15 protein-coding genes and 3 pseudogenes are annotated in these 15314 nt (G+C 51.6%); 14 read left to right on the forward strand and 4 right to left on the reverse strand.

The genetic code is table 11. From position 1 onward, the window contains the following. Positions 1 to 184: 184 nt before the first annotated feature. The 4 genes from HLB35_RS05440 (at position 185) to HLB35_RS05455 (ending at position 2799) form a co-directional block, all read left to right on the forward strand. Positions 185 to 1038, forward strand: a protein-coding gene (locus HLB35_RS05440; RefSeq protein WP_171701806.1) for an IS5 family transposase whose coding sequence is annotated in 2 segments (ribosomal slippage) — positions 185 to 527 and positions 527 to 1038 — 855 coding nt in all. Because the reading frame shifts where the segments join, the coding sequence is not laid out codon by codon here. A gap of 407 nt (positions 1039 to 1445) precedes the next feature. Next, on the forward strand, positions 1446 to 1961 hold the full coding sequence (locus HLB35_RS05445; RefSeq protein WP_171701807.1) for a molybdopterin-binding protein: 516 nt from the start codon (positions 1446 to 1448) through the stop codon (positions 1959 to 1961). Beyond that, positions 1958 to 2320, forward strand: coding sequence for a hypothetical protein (locus tag HLB35_RS05450; protein WP_171701808.1), 363 nt, complete (start codon positions 1958 to 1960; stop codon positions 2318 to 2320). The genes HLB35_RS05445 and HLB35_RS05450 overlap by 4 nt, the downstream gene beginning before the upstream one ends. A 32-nt stretch (positions 2321 to 2352) precedes the next feature. After that, positions 2353 to 2799 carry a GGDEF domain-containing protein gene (locus tag HLB35_RS05455; RefSeq protein ID WP_235937057.1) on the forward strand — a complete coding sequence of 149 codons (447 nt, stop codon included), beginning with the start codon at positions 2353 to 2355 and terminating at the stop codon, positions 2797 to 2799. 91 nt (positions 2800 to 2890) lie between these two features. Here HLB35_RS05455 and HLB35_RS17810 read toward each other — a convergent pair whose 3' ends face one another. Continuing rightward, entirely contained in the window at positions 2891 to 3025 is a 135-nt protein-coding gene (locus tag HLB35_RS17810) for a hypothetical protein (RefSeq protein WP_268895884.1), read from the reverse strand. A gap of 35 nt (positions 3026 to 3060) precedes the next feature. Between HLB35_RS17810 and nadA the strand changes: the two genes are divergently transcribed. Then, entirely contained in the window at positions 3061 to 4089 is a 1029-nt protein-coding gene (gene nadA, locus HLB35_RS05460) for a quinolinate synthase NadA (RefSeq protein WP_171701809.1), read from the forward strand. A gap of 121 nt (positions 4090 to 4210) precedes the next feature. Here the strand turns inward: nadA and HLB35_RS05465 are convergent, their stop codons facing one another. Next, entirely contained in the window at positions 4211 to 5671 is a 1461-nt protein-coding gene (locus HLB35_RS05465; RefSeq protein ID WP_171702160.1) for a M48 family metalloprotease, read from the reverse strand. A gap of 221 nt (positions 5672 to 5892) precedes the next feature. Between HLB35_RS05465 and HLB35_RS05470 the strand changes: the two genes are divergently transcribed. Continuing rightward, positions 5893 to 6171, forward strand: coding sequence for a sulfurtransferase TusA family protein (locus tag HLB35_RS05470; RefSeq protein WP_171701810.1), 279 nt, complete (start codon positions 5893 to 5895; stop codon positions 6169 to 6171). Continuing rightward, positions 6168 to 7271: an AI-2E family transporter gene (locus tag HLB35_RS05475; RefSeq protein WP_171701811.1), complete on the forward strand. Its 1104-nt coding sequence runs from the start codon at positions 6168 to 6170 to the stop codon at positions 7269 to 7271. Before HLB35_RS05470 ends, HLB35_RS05475 begins: the two co-directional genes overlap by 4 nt. 55 nt (positions 7272 to 7326) lie before the next feature. Here HLB35_RS05475 and HLB35_RS05480 read toward each other — a convergent pair. After that, positions 7327 to 7804: pseudogene (locus HLB35_RS05480) on the reverse strand (peroxiredoxin). A gap of 343 nt (positions 7805 to 8147) precedes the next feature. On the opposite strand from HLB35_RS05480, the gene dapA reads away from it, so the two are divergent. The 4 genes and pseudogenes from dapA to purC all read left to right on the forward strand — a co-directional run bounded on the left by dapA (position 8148) and on the right by purC (position 10964). Beyond that, positions 8148 to 9050: a 4-hydroxy-tetrahydrodipicolinate synthase gene (dapA, locus tag HLB35_RS05485; protein ID WP_171701812.1), complete on the forward strand. Its 903-nt coding sequence runs from the start codon at positions 8148 to 8150 to the stop codon at positions 9048 to 9050. An 89-nt stretch (positions 9051 to 9139) separates the two neighbouring features. Next, on the forward strand, positions 9140 to 9406 hold the full coding sequence (locus tag HLB35_RS18235; protein ID WP_328731149.1) for a hypothetical protein: 267 nt from the start codon (positions 9140 to 9142) through the stop codon (positions 9404 to 9406). Next, positions 9375 to 10139, forward strand: coding sequence for a hypothetical protein (locus HLB35_RS05490; protein WP_328731150.1), 765 nt, complete (start codon positions 9375 to 9377; stop codon positions 10137 to 10139). The genes HLB35_RS18235 and HLB35_RS05490 overlap by 32 nt, the downstream gene beginning before the upstream one ends. Before the next feature lie 109 nt (positions 10140 to 10248). Next, positions 10249 to 10964 (forward strand): annotated as a pseudogene (gene purC, locus HLB35_RS05495) (phosphoribosylaminoimidazolesuccinocarboxamide synthase). Positions 10965 to 11070: 106 nt separating this feature from the next. Here purC and HLB35_RS05500 read toward each other — a convergent pair. Continuing rightward, positions 11071 to 11817, reverse strand: coding sequence for a response regulator transcription factor (locus tag HLB35_RS05500; protein ID WP_171701813.1), 747 nt, complete (start codon positions 11815 to 11817; stop codon positions 11071 to 11073). A gap of 1167 nt (positions 11818 to 12984) precedes the next feature. On the opposite strand from HLB35_RS05500, the gene HLB35_RS05505 reads away from it, so the two are divergent. The 3 genes and pseudogenes from HLB35_RS05505 to HLB35_RS05515 all read left to right on the forward strand — a co-directional run bounded on the left by HLB35_RS05505 (position 12985) and on the right by HLB35_RS05515 (position 14638). Further along, positions 12985 to 13401 (forward strand): outer membrane protein assembly factor BamE, encoded by a 417-nt coding sequence (locus HLB35_RS05505; RefSeq protein WP_171701814.1) that lies wholly within the window; start codon positions 12985 to 12987, stop codon positions 13399 to 13401. After that, positions 13371 to 14385, forward strand: a pseudogene (locus tag HLB35_RS05510) (IS630 family transposase). Before HLB35_RS05505 ends, HLB35_RS05510 begins: the two are co-directional and overlap by 31 nt. Then, on the forward strand, positions 14378 to 14638 hold the full coding sequence (locus HLB35_RS05515) for an OmpA family protein (RefSeq protein ID WP_171701815.1): 261 nt from the start codon (positions 14378 to 14380) through the stop codon (positions 14636 to 14638). The pseudogene HLB35_RS05510 and the gene HLB35_RS05515 overlap by 8 nt, the downstream one beginning before the upstream one ends. The last annotated feature ends 676 nt before the right edge of the window (positions 14639 to 15314 follow it).

Genomic DNA, 15314 nt, shown 5'->3' on the forward strand with positions numbered 1-15314 from the left:
TCCTTTGGCAACAAGGAATGGCGACTGTAGATAAGGCTGCCCCATCTCCGCCATACTCTTACAAGCAGAAGGGTAAGCCGTCAGTTACCATCGGTGTGATAACCTCCTTGTCATAAGAGCTAGGTTTTGTACGAAAAGCCTTATCTGCTAATTTTACCTATGCAAAAGCAGCATAGGGAAAGCAATGGTCGGACGTTACGAGATATCTGATGACGGCTGGGCACAGATTGAAGATATCGTGTCGCCCCCTCAAACCATGGGCAGACCCAGGCGGGACGACCGAAAAATGCTCAATGGTATCTTCTGGGTGTTGTGCTCTGGCGCCAAATGGCGTGATTTACCCGAGCGGTATGGTCCATGGTCGACGGTGTATGACCGGTTCCGCAAGTGGCGTGATGACGGCACCTTTGAAGCGGTGCTTTCTCGCTTGCAGCTCAAGTTACGTGAAGATGGGCTTATGGATCTGGACACGTGGATGATTGATGCCACTTCCGTGCGAGCCACGCGCGCTGCCGCCGGAGGCGGTAAAAAGGGGGCTCGAAAGAACCGTTAGACCACGCGCTAGGCCGTAGCCGCGGCGGTTTAACAACCAAAATTCATTTGGTTTGTGATCGCTATGGTTGGCCACTGGCGTTCACGCTGTCTCCTGGTCAAGAGGCAGATTCGAGGCACTTCGTTTCGACATTAGAGAGAATTCATCTACCAGGTAGCGTCGGGCGTCCTCGCAAACGTAGTCGCTATATGGTGGCGGATAAAGGATACGACAGCGATGAGTTGCGTCATTATTGCGACAGGCACGGCATGAAACCCGTAATTGCTCGGCGCAACATGCACCGAAGAACCCGGCCGGGGCTACCCAGGCGGTTCGATAAACCCAAATATGGGCAACGGAATGCGATAGAACGCTGCTTTGGCTGGCTTAAAGAATGTCGCCGCATCGCCACGCGCTATGAAAAGCTGGCAAGTAGCTTTAAGGCGATGGTATGCGTAGCGTGCATCGACCGTTGCTTACGAGCCAACTTTTCGCACAAAACCTAGGGTCTGTTGACGTTGCATCACGGCCGCGACAGAGGGCCTTTTGGTTCAGAGCAAGGCGTGAGGAGCGTGGTTGGGTGGTTCCCAGTTAGCGACGAACAACGCAGGCTGTGCCAAAAGGGCCCTGTCCCTTCAGGTTGCGCGCCAAAGAACGCCATGCGGCGTTGCGTCACTCGGTAAGGGCGCCACCATTGCCGTCGTGTCGCGCCTTGCCTGACGCCCTTTGGCGCAGCAACGCGGTTCGCGATGCAACGTCAACAGACCCTAGATCCTACCTGCATACGCCTTGACTTGAAACAATCCAGTATTTGATTGCAGTGATAAGCTGATATTGTTATTTTCTGTAAAATTCAGCTGCCTGCTAACTATCTTAGTTACTTTTATTAATATTTTTAGGTGAGGCATCGTATATGGCCTATTTGTGTTCTCGAATATTAAGCGCGCTTCCCCTTTTAGCCAGTATGCTTTTCTTAACGGTTCAGGCGGCTGATGTCGTGCCCAGCGATCTATCTGCTTCGCAGGATCAAACGCCTATTCTGACTCTTTACGGCTTGGATAAACGTCGCGCACTCAGTCGTGCGGACATCGAATCCTTACCGCTTTATGAATCTAACCTGACGCATTTCGAAGGTTCTCAAGGGCGCTTTTCAGGCGTATGGCTAGAGGATTTAATGACGGCTGAGGGAATTGATGAAACAGCAACACTACGCTTTATCGCCCATGACGATTACACCGTTTTCATCACGCCCGATGACCGTCAAGAACGACGCTACCTGCTTGCAACACGGCTGGATGGTGAGCCTCTTACGTTGGAAACGTTAGGCCCCAGCATGCTGATTATTCCGGCTGATGCTGAAGCCGTTGAGTTGGGTAAGGCAAGTATGATGGATTGGGTTTGGTCAATTCGAAATATTCATATTCAATGAAGCTGTATTGCAGTCGGACACTAAGTTGGCAGGTAGTGCTGGGGTTTACCTTGTTGGGTGGCATCTGTGCTTTGGCAGCGATGCTTTACATCTTTCAGGCCCGTCAGCCGAATTCAGACGTCTCTCATAGAGAGCGTCTAGCATTGGGTTTCATGGTTGAAAACGACCTGGCGAAAGCTTATAGCGAGCTCAGCGACCTGGTGCACTCAGAAGCTGGCGAGCAGCGAATCATTATGGAGCGTCTGGCACTAACGGTAGCCTCGCTTATATTCGTCGTCCTGTTGTTGGTGGTAGGGCTGTCATTGGCGTTACGCAAGCTGAATCGCGAGCATCAAAAATCACACAACTCAGCCAAGTAGATGAGCTGACAGGGCTGGGGAATCGCCGCTACCTGCTAAACTTTACCGACAGCCTGTGCCAGCAAAGCCAGCGCAGTGGGCGTCCGCTAAGCCTGGTGCTTCTGGATATCGATCATTTCAAGCAGGTGAATGATACCTTCGGCCACCCTGCTGGTGACCGGGTGCTGCAGGTGTTTGCGCAGGTGCTGATATCGGAAAGCCGCAATGCAGATATTGTTGCTCGTCTGGGCGGAGAGGAGTTTTGCGTGTTGATGCCTGATGCCTCTACTGACGGTGCCCTGGAGCTTGCCGAACGAATACGTAAACGGGTTGCGACGTTAACACATCTGCAGCTGGGCATACCGTTGCAATTGACTGTCAGCCTGGGCGTAGCCACCGCCTGGCAGAGCGAACTTGATTTCAAACATCTTTATGCCCGCGCTGATCAGGCGCTTTACCAGGCTAAAACCAAGGGCCGTAATCGGGTTGAAACGGGATAAGTTCAAGCTGATCAATGTATAACGGCTGGGTGACATTTTGCTTGCACAAAACGGCTATTTTCTACCAAAATAAGCTATTATCGAATTTATTCTAGACAGTGCTGATGTTGATCGGTAAAGATCCGGCCAGTGCTGAATAGACGATCGGCAGTGCAGCGCGATAGACGCAATGCCCTGCCACCCGGGCATGCCGGGTGTGGATGACACCCAGCATGATTGGTTTCAACAGGGGATTCCCTGTTTGTCACAGTGGTAGACACGATGACGATTATGACTTCTCAGGCAGCGTTGGAAACATCGCTTCCCAGGGCATATTGCCCCACGCGTATTCCTGCGCAAGATCAGGCGCGAGTTGCTGAAATCAAGCAGCTCCTCAAGGCACATAATGCCGTGCTGGTAGCACACTATTATACCGATGATGCCATTCAACAGCTGGCCGAAGAAACCGGCGGCTGTGTGGCGGATTCCCTCGAAATGGCGCGCTTTGGCGCTAACCACGATGCCACTACCCTGGTGGTCGCGGGTGTGCGCTTCATGGGTGAAACCGCCAAGATTCTATCTCCCGATAAGCGCGTGCTGATGCCCACGCTGGAAGCGACCTGCTCGCTGGATATCGGCTGTCCGGCAGATGCGTTCAGTGCCTTCTGCGATCAGCACCCAGAGCGCACTGTGGTGGTCTACGCCAACACTTCTGCCGCGGTGAAAGCTCGGGCTGATTGGGTGGTGACCTCCTCCATTGCAGTTGAGGTGATTGAACACCTGCAGGCCAAAGGAGAGAAAATTCTCTGGGCACCGGATAAGCACTTGGGGAGCTACATCCAGAAAAAGACAGGCGCTGATATGCTGATGTGGGATGGCGCCTGCATTGTGCATGAAGAGTTCAAGGCCAAAGGGGTTGAAGACCTCAAGCGGCTTCACCCGGATGCGGCGGTACTGGTACACCCAGAATCACCTGAAGCCGTAGTGAAGCTGGCGGATGTGGCGGGCTCTACTTCCCAGCTGATCAAGGCAGCGCAAACCCTGCCCAATGACAAGCTGATTGTGGCCACAGACCGGGGTATCTTTTTCAAGATGCAACAGGCCGTACCCGAAAAAGCCTTGTTTGAGGCGCCTACGGCGGGTAACGGGGCTACCTGTCGCAGCTGCGCACACTGCCCGTGGATGGCAATGAACGCGCTGGATAACTTGGCGAGCGCCTTGCGCAACGGCAGCGGTGAAGTGCTGGTCAGTAACGCCCTGCGTTTACAAGCGCTCAAGCCTTTGGAGCGTATGCTTAATTTCAAGGCTTAACTCCAAGGCTGATGCAACAACTCGGCATTGTCTGTTGCTCATTTTCTCTAACGGCCACTGTCCAGCAGTGGCCGTTTTGCTATGAGCACGTCACTCAGAGTCTGTATTCACACCACCTTACTCAGAATTTATCCAGTGCCTCTCGGTAGCTAATAAAGGCGTCTCTGCGCTGGGCGATGCGGCCCAGTAGATTGTTATCGCCTTCCTGCTCAGCAGCATCGCGGGCAATCGCCAATTGTTGGATGCCGCGATCCACACGTCCGGTCAGCTGCAGGTATTCAGCCCGGGCCAGATGCCCCCAACCATTGTGGCCACTTCGGCCTGCGGCATCTGCCAACAGATTAAAGGCATAGGGAGTGTCGGGGTGGTTGGTGGTGATATCACGTAATTGCGCGAAGGCTGTCTGCGGGTCGCGCTGCAGCTGAGCTTCGGCCATGATCAGCTGCGCTGGCAGATAGTTAGGCACCAGGCGTAATAGCTGTTGGCTGCGTGATATGGCCTCTGTATAGCGGCGGGCTTCAAAGGCGACGTTGGCAGCGGAAGCGGGCAGGGCGGTGAAATCCGGGTGTTGGTGCGCCAGGCGATCAAGTGCCTGAAGCGACTGCTCGGTCTGGCCGTTCTCCGCCATGATCAGTGCTTCCAAATAGGTAACGGCATCCGGGTCTGGGGTCTCTGCCTTCAGGCGAGTCAAGGCGTCTTGGGGGTTATTGGCATGAATATGCAAGAGGGCACGCCCACGCATCATGCCGTACAGCAGGTTGTTATCGCGGCGATTACTGACTTCCAGCTGGGCGGCACGGGCCTGGGTGTCGCTCAAGCGGCTTTCAGTGATGGGGTGAGTGAGCATAAACTCAGGCGGTGTATTGCCCTGCAGACGAGCCATGTTGAGCATGGCACGAAACATCCGCACCATGTCTTCGGGAGCATACCCTGCGGCTGCCAGGGTTTGTAAACCCACTCTGTCGGCCTCTTCTTCAAAGCGCCGTGAATAGGCCAGCTGATCCTGAATCACGGCGGCCTGGGAGCTCATGGCGGCGGCCATACCGGCTTCGCCTGCACCGCTGGCGGCTAACAGCAGACCAGCCAGCATACCAGCCATGGCGGGCAGCTGGTTCTGTTCCGCACGGGCACTACCTCGCGCATAATGGCGCTGGGAAAGGTGCCCCATCTCGTGGGCCAGCACTGAGGCAAAAGCGCCTTCATCCGCCGCAAAAGCAAATAAGCCGGTGTTCACACCAATAATACCGCCTGGCACCGCAAAAGCATTCAAAGACGGGCTATCGACAATGAGCGTTTGGGTGCTGAGCCCGCCGATCTGGCTATAGGGCGCCAGTCGCGCAATCAAGCGATCCAGATAATAATGGCTGATGGGATCCTGCCACTGTGGCACCCGGGCACGAAACTGGCGAAGCCAGGCCTGGCCGAGACGAATTTCTTCGTTGCTCACCACCTCACTACTCGAACGCAGGGTCGGCAGTAGCGGGTCGTTTTGTGCAACGCTGGGGCTGCTGGCGGTATAGCTGCCGAGAGACAGGGTGACAATGCACAGCCAGCGAGTAGTGCAGCAACGAAAGCGTAGCATGACATCCTCTTTAGTTAGCATGACGTTCCTTTTCTAGGACATTGCCTCAACGGGGGAAGTGCCGTTAAATCAGCGGATATCTGAACCGCGATAATCATCGTACAATGCTAATGGCCTTTTAACATAGCTTGATAACCGCACTAATGCTTCAATGCCATAATCACGAATATGTCACAATAATGCGTTAATACAGTTTATTCAGGTCAATCTGAGGGGGAAAGATGTCTGATCAGTCGATAACTGAGTCTGCCGGGAGCCTGATGCCGGATGCCACGCTAGATGCCTGTGGACTGCATTGCCCACTCCCTCTGCTGAAAGCCAAACAGGCGCTGGTCGGGCTGGGTGCTGGGCAGCTGCTTGAGGTGCGCTCGACGGATGCCGGTTCCTGGCGGGATATGGCCTCCTTTACCGAGCAGAGCGACCACGTGCTGGAAGCGCGTGAACAGCGTGAAGATGTTTACTACTACTGGATTCGCAAGGCAGGGAGCCGCGCTACATGACTATGCGCACAATTTTGAAAGGTTGGGTCGAGCGCTATCTATCTGATGAGGAAGCGCTGACATTGCTGTTGGTGCTAGTGGCCGGTTTTGCCGCTATTATCTGGCTTGGCCGTATGCTGGCGCCGTTTTTGACCGCACTGGTGATCGCTTTCCTGCTGCAAGGCGCAGTCAGTGCCTTGACCCGCCGTCACGTGCCGCAACTGATGGCGGTGATCATTGTATTTATGGCCTTTATCAGCGTGCTGTTAACCATGGCCTTTATCCTGATGCCGCTGATCTGGAATCAGATGGTCAGTCTGGTGCAGGAAACGCCGCGCATGTTTGCCAGCGGCCAGAGCTGGCTTGATGAGCTGCAGGCGCGCTATCCCAACCTGATTACCCCCGATCAGATGCAGAGCTGGATCGGCGTTGCCAGCCGTGAAATCAGCCAGCTGGGTCAGCGTGCCATCACGCTGTCGCTAGCCTCGCTGGGTAATATCATGGCGCTGATCATTTACCTGGTATTGGTGCCGATTCTGGTCTTTTTCATGCTCAAGGATCGTGAGGTATTGGTGGGGTTCACGCTTTCACTACTGCCACAAAAGCGCAAGCTGCTGACGCGTATCTGGGAGGAAATGGATGCCCAGATTGCCAACTATATCCGTGGTAAATTTATCGAGATTATTATCGTCGGCAGCGTGGCATTTTTTACCTTCGCCTTTTTTGGCCTGCCTTATTCGGCATTGCTGGCGGTGCTGGTTGGTTTTTCCGTGCTGGTGCCGTACATCGGCGCGGCCGTGGCGACGCTTCCGGTCGCGGCGGTGGCGGGCTTTCATTTTGGCATCAGTGATCAGTTTGCCTATGTGCTGGTTGCCTACGGGATTATCCAGGCGCTGGATGGTAATGTCCTGGTGCCGGTGCTGTTTTCGGAAGCGGTTAATCTACACCCGGTATCGATTATCGTCGCGGTACTGTTTTTTGGCGGTATCTGGGGGTTCTGGGGGATTTTCTTTGCCATCCCGCTCGCTACGCTGCTTAAGGCCTTGGTGTTTGCTTGGCCGCGAGGGCTGCAGGAAAGAGACGCTGAACGCGCAGCGGTGACAGACTCAGCGCCCGTGTAGTATTGAAGAGCATCCGGCTACGTACTGGCATTAATCGTGGCCGGATGTCTGACGCTCAGGTGCCTGAGTGTAGGGCCTGAGCCGCTGCCAGCACCTCCTCTACATGGCCCGGCACCTTGACGCCACGCCACTCTTGGGCCAGTTTACCCTCGCTATCAATCAGAAAGGTGCTGCGCTCAATGCCCAGGTGTTCCTTGCCATACATCTTTTTTCAGCTTGATCACATCGAACAGTTGGCACAGGGCTTCATCCTTGTCGGAAATCAGCTCAAAGTTGAAACCCTGCTTAGCCTTGAAGTTTTCCTGAGCGCGGATGCCATCCCGGGAAACACCCAGGATGACGGTATTGGCCGCATCAAACTGAGGTTTACAATCACGGAAATCGCCACCTTCAGTAGTGCAGCCCGGGGTACTTGCCTTGGGGTAGAAATAGACCACTATCTGCTGGCCACTCAGTTCGGAAAGGGTAACGGTATTATCGCCCGTTGCCTGGGCAGTAAAATCATCCACTGGCTGACCTAATGTGACACCCATGCCTGACTCCTTGTGTAAGCGCATAACAAAAAACAAGCCTACAACAGATCAAGGATGATTATATAGATTTCATGCCCGCCAGGAGGGCCAAAACACAGTTAGAATTGAACGATTCAGTTAAGACGGTTCAAATATAGCGGCTCTAGGGTGTGCAAAGATAATAGCTCAACGACGAGGTGCGTGTTTTTGCTGCTGTACACGTTGAGGTCGCCTGAGTACCATTCAAGGTTTATCTTGTGGATGTTTTGAACGGCTAACGTTCTCTGAGAGACGCAGCAGGATAATCCATTACAGCCCGTCACGCGTGACGCTCCCATAACTTTTGTAGTTGAGGAATAAACGGATGATCACAGGCAGCATTGTCGCCCTCGCGACGCCGATGAAGGTCAATGGCGACATCGACTGGGAGGCGCTTCGTCGTCTGGTGAACTTCCATCTGGAAAACGGCACTGACGCCATCGTGGCCGCAGGTACCACAGGTGAGCCCACCACCATGTCGTTTGCCGAGCACTTCGATGTGATTCGCAGTATTGTCGAAGAGGTTAATGGCCGCATTCCGGTGATTGCCGGCACCGGCGCTAATGCCACGTCAGAAGCCGTCGAGCTGGCACGCTATGCCAGTGAAGTGGGTGCAGATTACTGCCTGTCAGTCTGCCCGTACTACAACAAGCCGACCCAGGAAGGTCTTTATCAGCATTTCAAGGCCGTGGCGGAAGGCAGCAAACTGCCGGTAATTCTCTATAACGTGCCGGGCCGTACAGTGGCTGATCTGTATAATGAAACCGTGCTGCGCCTGGCGGAGCTTGACAACATCGTTGGCCTGAAAGATGCCACGGGCAATCTTGAACGCGCAGAAGATCTGATCACCCGCCTCAAGGGCAGCGGTTTCATGCTTTACTCCGGTGATGACGCCACGGCCTGTGACTTTATGCTGATGGGTGGGCACGGCGATATCTCGGTCACCGCCAATGTGGCGCCGCGAGCCATGCATGAACTATGTGTCGCCGCCGTGGCCGGTGATGCCGACAAGGCTCACCAGATCAATACACGCCTGATGCCGCTGCATACCAACCTTGGGATCGAGTCCAATCCGATACCGGTCAAATGGGCACTGAACCGCATGGGTTATGCTGACGCCGGTATTCGCCTGCCGCTGACCTGGCTGTCGGAAAAATATCACGCCACGGTCAGCGAAGCCCTTCAGCTGGCCGGCGTTATTGAAGAAAACGTTGTTGAAAGCAACTAAGTTGAGCGGCACCAGTCTCTCTGCATTCGCCAGTGTCCAGTGCATAGAGGTTGGTGTTCGGCCCTTTTGTCAAACGTGAAGGTGGCATGATGAGTTCTGTGCTTGAAAAACGTGCGCTTAAATGGATTCCGCTAGCGCTGGCAACCGCTCTGGTGATGTCAGGCTGCGCGCGCGATGGTTTCTACCATGACCGTAATCTGGATTACGCCGATATCGAGCTGGGTGAACCCTTGATGCTCCCGGACACGCGAGACCCCAGGCGCTATGGTGATGCTCTGCCCATCCCCCGGGCCAACATGCTGGGTGGCGTTGAAGAGGCAGCGGATGTGCCCCCCGCAGGCCATGCGGGTGGGTAGCAGTATGGAGCCAGAGTTTGTGGAACGCCGCGAAGTCGGTGATCAAACCTGGCTGGTCGTCAATGCAGCGCCAGCCGATGTCTGGCCACAGCTGGAAGGCTTTATTCGCAGCCGTGGCTTGAATGTCACAGCGGTGGATACCAACCGTGGCCGTGTCGATACCGACCAGGGCCAGTTCCGTTTGCAACGCGCACTGCGTGCTGGCAGTAGTGAACTCCGCTGTGAACAGGGCGGGCGATCTTCCAGTGACTGCCTGGATGCCCTGCAAAGCTATTTTGAAGGCCGCAGTGCCAGCGCCAGCAATAGCATCAGTGCTGCCTCCTGGCAGGCGCAGCGCATGAATGAAAATGACGCCCTGGCTTTTCGCCAGCAAGGCGAACGCTGGGAAGTGGTGATTCCTCAACCGGTTGAACGGGTTTGGGCCGAAATCAAGCATTTCATCGAACAGGATTTCACTGTGGAAGGCGAGCGCAACCTTTTGGAAGCCAACGTCAATGACTACTCCTTCCTGGTGAACTACATGACCCTTAGCGAGCGTAACCGTAACCCGTTGCAAATTGTGTTCAGTGCCGATGTTCGCCAGATGTCTCAGGATATTCGTCTGGAGCTGAACGAGAACGGGGGGAAACCGTGTTGCGCGCCATCAATGCTAGCGAGCGTGCTTTTACTGCAGATGACCAGCGTGAACTGCTGGAACGCATTGCGGGTTACTTACGCTGAATCAGTCATCTAACCTGGACCAGGTAAACTCAAACAGGTATCCAGTCCGGCAAATGGCCTCATCGACCATTTGCCGTTTGAATGCCTACTCTAATTTTTCTATTTCCCGCCTCGGAGTTCCCATGGAAAAGCGCCAAGAGCTTTATGCCGGCAAGGCAAAATCCGTTTATACCACTGACGATCCTGATCTGCTGGTCATGCACTTTCGTGATGATACCAGTGCCTTTGACGGCAAAAAGAAAGAATCTCTGGCGCGTAAAGGTATGGTGAATAACGTCTTTAATGCCTTCATCATGGCGCGTCTGGAAGATGCGGGTATTCCTACTCACTTTGAAAAACGCCTTTCTGACACAGAAAGCCTGGTCAAGCGGATGGAAATGATCCCGGTCGAGTGCGTTATTCGTAACGTGGCGGCGGGCGGTCTGGTCAAGCGCCTTGGCGTGGAGGAAGGTATGAGCCTCACGCCACCGACGTTTGAGCTGTTTCTCAAGAACGACGAGAAAGGCGACCCGATGATCAACGAATCTCTGGCTGAAACATTTGGTTGGGCAACACCAGAGCAGCTAAGCAAAATGAAATCACTGACCTTCAAGGTCAACCATGTGCTTAAGCAGTTATTTGCTGAAGGCGACATGCTGCTGGTGGATTACAAGCTGGAGTTTGGCATCTTTAAGGGACAGGTGATTCTGGGCGATGAGTTTTCACCGGATGGCTGCCGCCTGTGGGATGCCAAGACGCGTGAAAAAATGGATAAGGATCGCTTCCGCCAGGGGTTGGGGGAGTGATCGAAGCCTACGAAGAAGTAGGTCGGCGCATCGGAATTCATTTTCCCGAATAATTCGCCTTTCAGAATAATATAAACGCTTGTCAATAAAACGCCCGTGATCGCTTCAACAGCGATCACGGGTGTTTTGTGTTTTACGCATGGTATGGTGGCTTGCTGCCTAGCCTTCCTTGCGCGCTATGACGGCTTCAGGTTCATCAACGGTTTGCAGGCGATACCCGTAGCCGTAAACAGAAACCAGATTCCAGCCATTCTCAGCAGTCAGCTTCAGCTTTTTACGCACCCTATGAATATGCACATCCAGTGTGCGCGTGTTTGGATCGTTGCTGCGACCCCAGACATATTCATACAGGTAAGAACGGGAAAGCGGGCTGCCCAACTGGTTGAGCAACAAGTAGGCCAAGCGGAATTCCTGGCGCGTCAGCGCGACTTCCTCGCCCTCCACATAGGCTACTTCGCGGTTGGAATTGAGCTTGATGCGCCCGAATTCCAGCTCGTTCTGCTGGGCAGTGGCGGAGGTGCGCAACGAGCGACGACGAATGGCAGCAAACGCACGAGCAGCCAACTCACGCGGACGGAAAGGCTTGCTGATGAAATCATCTGCTCCAGCATTGAGCGCCTCAATGATATCGCTCTCTTCCTGGCGTTGAGTCACCATCAAAACAGCGGGCAGGGCTTCCAGATACTTCTTCATCCAGTCAAGCAGGCCAATGCCAGTACCGTCAGGCAGGTGCCAGTCCAGAAACACCAGATCAAACGTCTCGCGGCTGGCAATCCGAATAAAATCCTTACCGGATTCAAATGAAGTGATATTAGCCTGGATGCCTCTTTCTTCGAAGCCATCAAGTAGTGCCTTATTGATGCGCTCAAGTACCACTGTGTCATCTTCTACAACTGCAATGCGCATAGGTCTGTTTCCAAGTCAGTCTGGTGAAAGCTGTGTACGCCTGTCTATCCCTCACGCGAACACATATTATGCGTACTAAAGCATCCTTGCTGGTACCCTCAGGAATTTTTGGGTGACAACGAAGGTTTACAATACGACCCTCATAAACAAGTAATGTTCATTTGTAAATTACTTAACTATTTGAATAATAGGCCTGCAAACAAGCAAGAAAGTTAATAATCATAAAATATTTAGCGTTTTCTGATGTCTATCCATAGCTAACGCCTGAGTTTATGTAACATTTACTTGATTTCAGGTTTGTTGTTATAGCCGATTAAGTAATTTTGTTAAAATACACCTTTGCAGCCATTGGTGCCAGTGTTGATGCCTTGTGTTATCAAGTTTTAGGTGTTGATAGTTTATGATTTTTATGCATTTAAAATGAGCCGTTTACTATTGTTAACTATGATTTAATATTGGTTAATTTTTACCGCTAAAATTCCGTTTGATATGTACTCGCCGATGCTAGGGCTGGAGCCGATAGAGGCTTAGCATTGGGGATCAGTATATGTACGGATGTCACCATATAAAAAAAAGAAATAATACAATTGGCTATATTAAACCCGATATAAAACAAACGCTTGAATTTCTCTGCTTTAACAATCTGAGCTGTCTTGCCTTTATAAATATGAACAATATTTACTTGGTGTTGATAGGCATCGTTAAGAGGTCGAGGATATCATCCTGGCTTAAAAATAATGAGCACGTAAGTCTGATCTTTGTCTCAATGAATCGCGAAATTACCTGCTAATCAGACACGTTGCTGCGACAAATGGAAGCAAGGTGTAGCGCTTTTCCCTGAAAGGGGTTTGGTATCAGTCTCTACGCATGTTAATTTTTAGCGTTTAAACGGAGCTTACAGAGCAAGTGCTAAGGAAGGCGCGCGATATTAATGCCTAAGCAAGCCAACGCGGGCACACAAGTGTTCATGAAGTACTGCTCTGTTAAAACCAGCAAGTAAAAAACACCCTTGCGCCTCTTATAACAACACCGACAACGTCACTTTCAGCGATGTGCAGAACGACACCCTGAGTGCAGGACCGGTAACGATCGGTGCCGCGGGTATTAATGTCGGTAACACCATTATCAGCGGTGTAGACGATGGCCAGGCACCGCAGGACGCGGTGAATGTCAGCCGGCTCCACTGGGCAGTCCGCTCATAACGATGACGAACCCCGCTTCCCTGATCTGGACAGCACCTACCTGGACACCGGTGACTTTATCGACCCGGATGCGGTGTTGCGTATCTCGGAGGGCCAGCACAAGGATCAGGTGCGCCGCCTGCTGTGCCACCCGCACTTCAGTGAAGGTATCTTCAACGTGTGCGAATGGGATTATGCCTTCAACATTTATACCGGCGAAGGTAGTGCCTATATCACTTGCCAATACAAGCTGCGCTTTGATGAGGGTAAATGGGTCACCAGTAGCCATTGGCGCGACCCCCAGTGCCCTGTGCTAAGTGCCTATGCAATAATTATAGGGTATAAAGATGTAACTCAACGAGGAGATACATCATGTCCAAGCCGTTACGCTTCATCTCTTTGACACCAGACCAACAGCGCATTGTAAATAACGCTTATCAGTACGGTGAAAAGCGAGCCTTACGCCGTCGCGCTCATGCCATCTTATTGAGCCATAAAGGGCACACGATCAATCAAATTCGTGACATTCTCGGGGTCAAGCGCGATACGGTATCGACATGGCTATCCCAGTGGGAAGCAGACGGTATTGACGGTCTGCAAGACAAACCCCGCGACGGGCGGCCAAACCTTCTCAATGATGGCGAGATAGCGTTATTGCAGCAGCTTGTTGAAGATCATCCTCATCAGTTGCCGGTGCTGCATGCCAAGTTTCAAGAAAAACCGGGAAAGTGGTCAGTCGAGATACCCTACGTCGTGCTCTAAAAAAAACGGTAACAGTTGTAAACGTGTTCGCTACTCGCTGAAGGCACGGCGTGACGAGACAGATTTCCGCAATACGCAAGGCCTGATCAACGCATTGAAAGAATGGGAAGACAGCGGCACCTGTGATCTTTACTTCTTTGATGAAACTGGATTTTCGCAGTCTTCATCACTGCCTTATGCATGGAGCCCAATAGGGCAACCCTGGGAAGTCACTGCTTACTCTCATAGCAAGAGATTGAATGTATTAGGGTTTTTATCCAGAAAAGGGATGTTCTTTCATCATATGACAATGGACACGGTGAATAGTGAAACGGTTATAGAGGCGTTTGACCAATTTGCAGCACAGAAAGATCCTGATGCCTTCGCTGTTGTTGTGCTAGACAATGCCAAAATGCATCACTCCAAGGCATTTCGACGGAAAATCATTGATTGGATGACCCACCGTATTCACCTGATTTATCTGTCGCCATACTCGCCTGAGTTGAATCTGATCGAAATTCTTTGGCGTGAAATCAAATATCGCTGGTTACCACTGACGGCCTATAGCTCTTTCGATAGGCTCTGTCAGGCGGTGAAAGGCGTCTGTAACGGTTATGGCGTAGATAACACGATAACTTTTGCATAACTACTTACTAGTACCCGTTGAAGTGGAAGAAGAAAACCAGAGCCAAACACTTACCCTTTCCAGCGATGTGCTGTTTGACTTTGATAGCGCCGAACTAACCCTTGAAGGCCGCCGCGCCATAGACCGCCTGGCAGAGCAGCTGCAGCAAAACGACTCCAACCCGGTTCTGCATATCATTGGCTACACTGACCGCTTTGGTTCACCGCAATACAACATTGACCTTATCATCAATATCAGCGGTGAACGCCGCTAACCCCTCCTCAATAAGCTAGCAGGATAAAGGATGGATTATCTTCACTCTGCACTCCATATCCTATAATAAAAGTATTGTTAATATGAGCAAAAAATAACGCGCTATTTAACGGGCATGCATTATGAATAATTATTTAATTACCATGAAGTGGCATTATGCTTGATTGTATAGCGTCTTGATCTTAATTATTATCTTTATCACAACATTAGTTGTCTGCGACGTAAAAAAAATTGTTTTTTAAAATCTGAAATGTACATAAAAGTTAAATAACGGAGTTTTGATAAAATCACATATGAATCTTAAATAATGTAAATAAATTGCTGCTTACCTTGGCGTGAATTAATTTTCTTATATTTCTGATGCTTAGACGATTTTTGGTCTGGTTTTGGTAGCGCTTTATGTGCTGTGATCTGTTGAATTAGATATGCCTGATAAATGTGTTATGCTTGATTTTGTTGGTCAATAAAAACGTTCTCATGCTGTCAGATCACTAACTTCATTTATTATGTTTTATAAATGTGAACAATGTTTGCTTGCTGTTGATAAGTGTCTTTAAGAGGCCGAAAATATTAATTAAAAGAAAAGCTAAAGATACTTCAGCATGAGCTTTGATGCTGAACATCACGCGATGCTTTGCGACTTGGATAAGTTGCTGCGACAAATGGAAGCATAGTCA

Origin of the sequence: Vreelandella azerica, from assembly GCF_013112225.1 — a bacterium.
Classification (GTDB): Bacteria; Pseudomonadota; Gammaproteobacteria; order Pseudomonadales; family Halomonadaceae; genus Vreelandella; species Vreelandella azerica.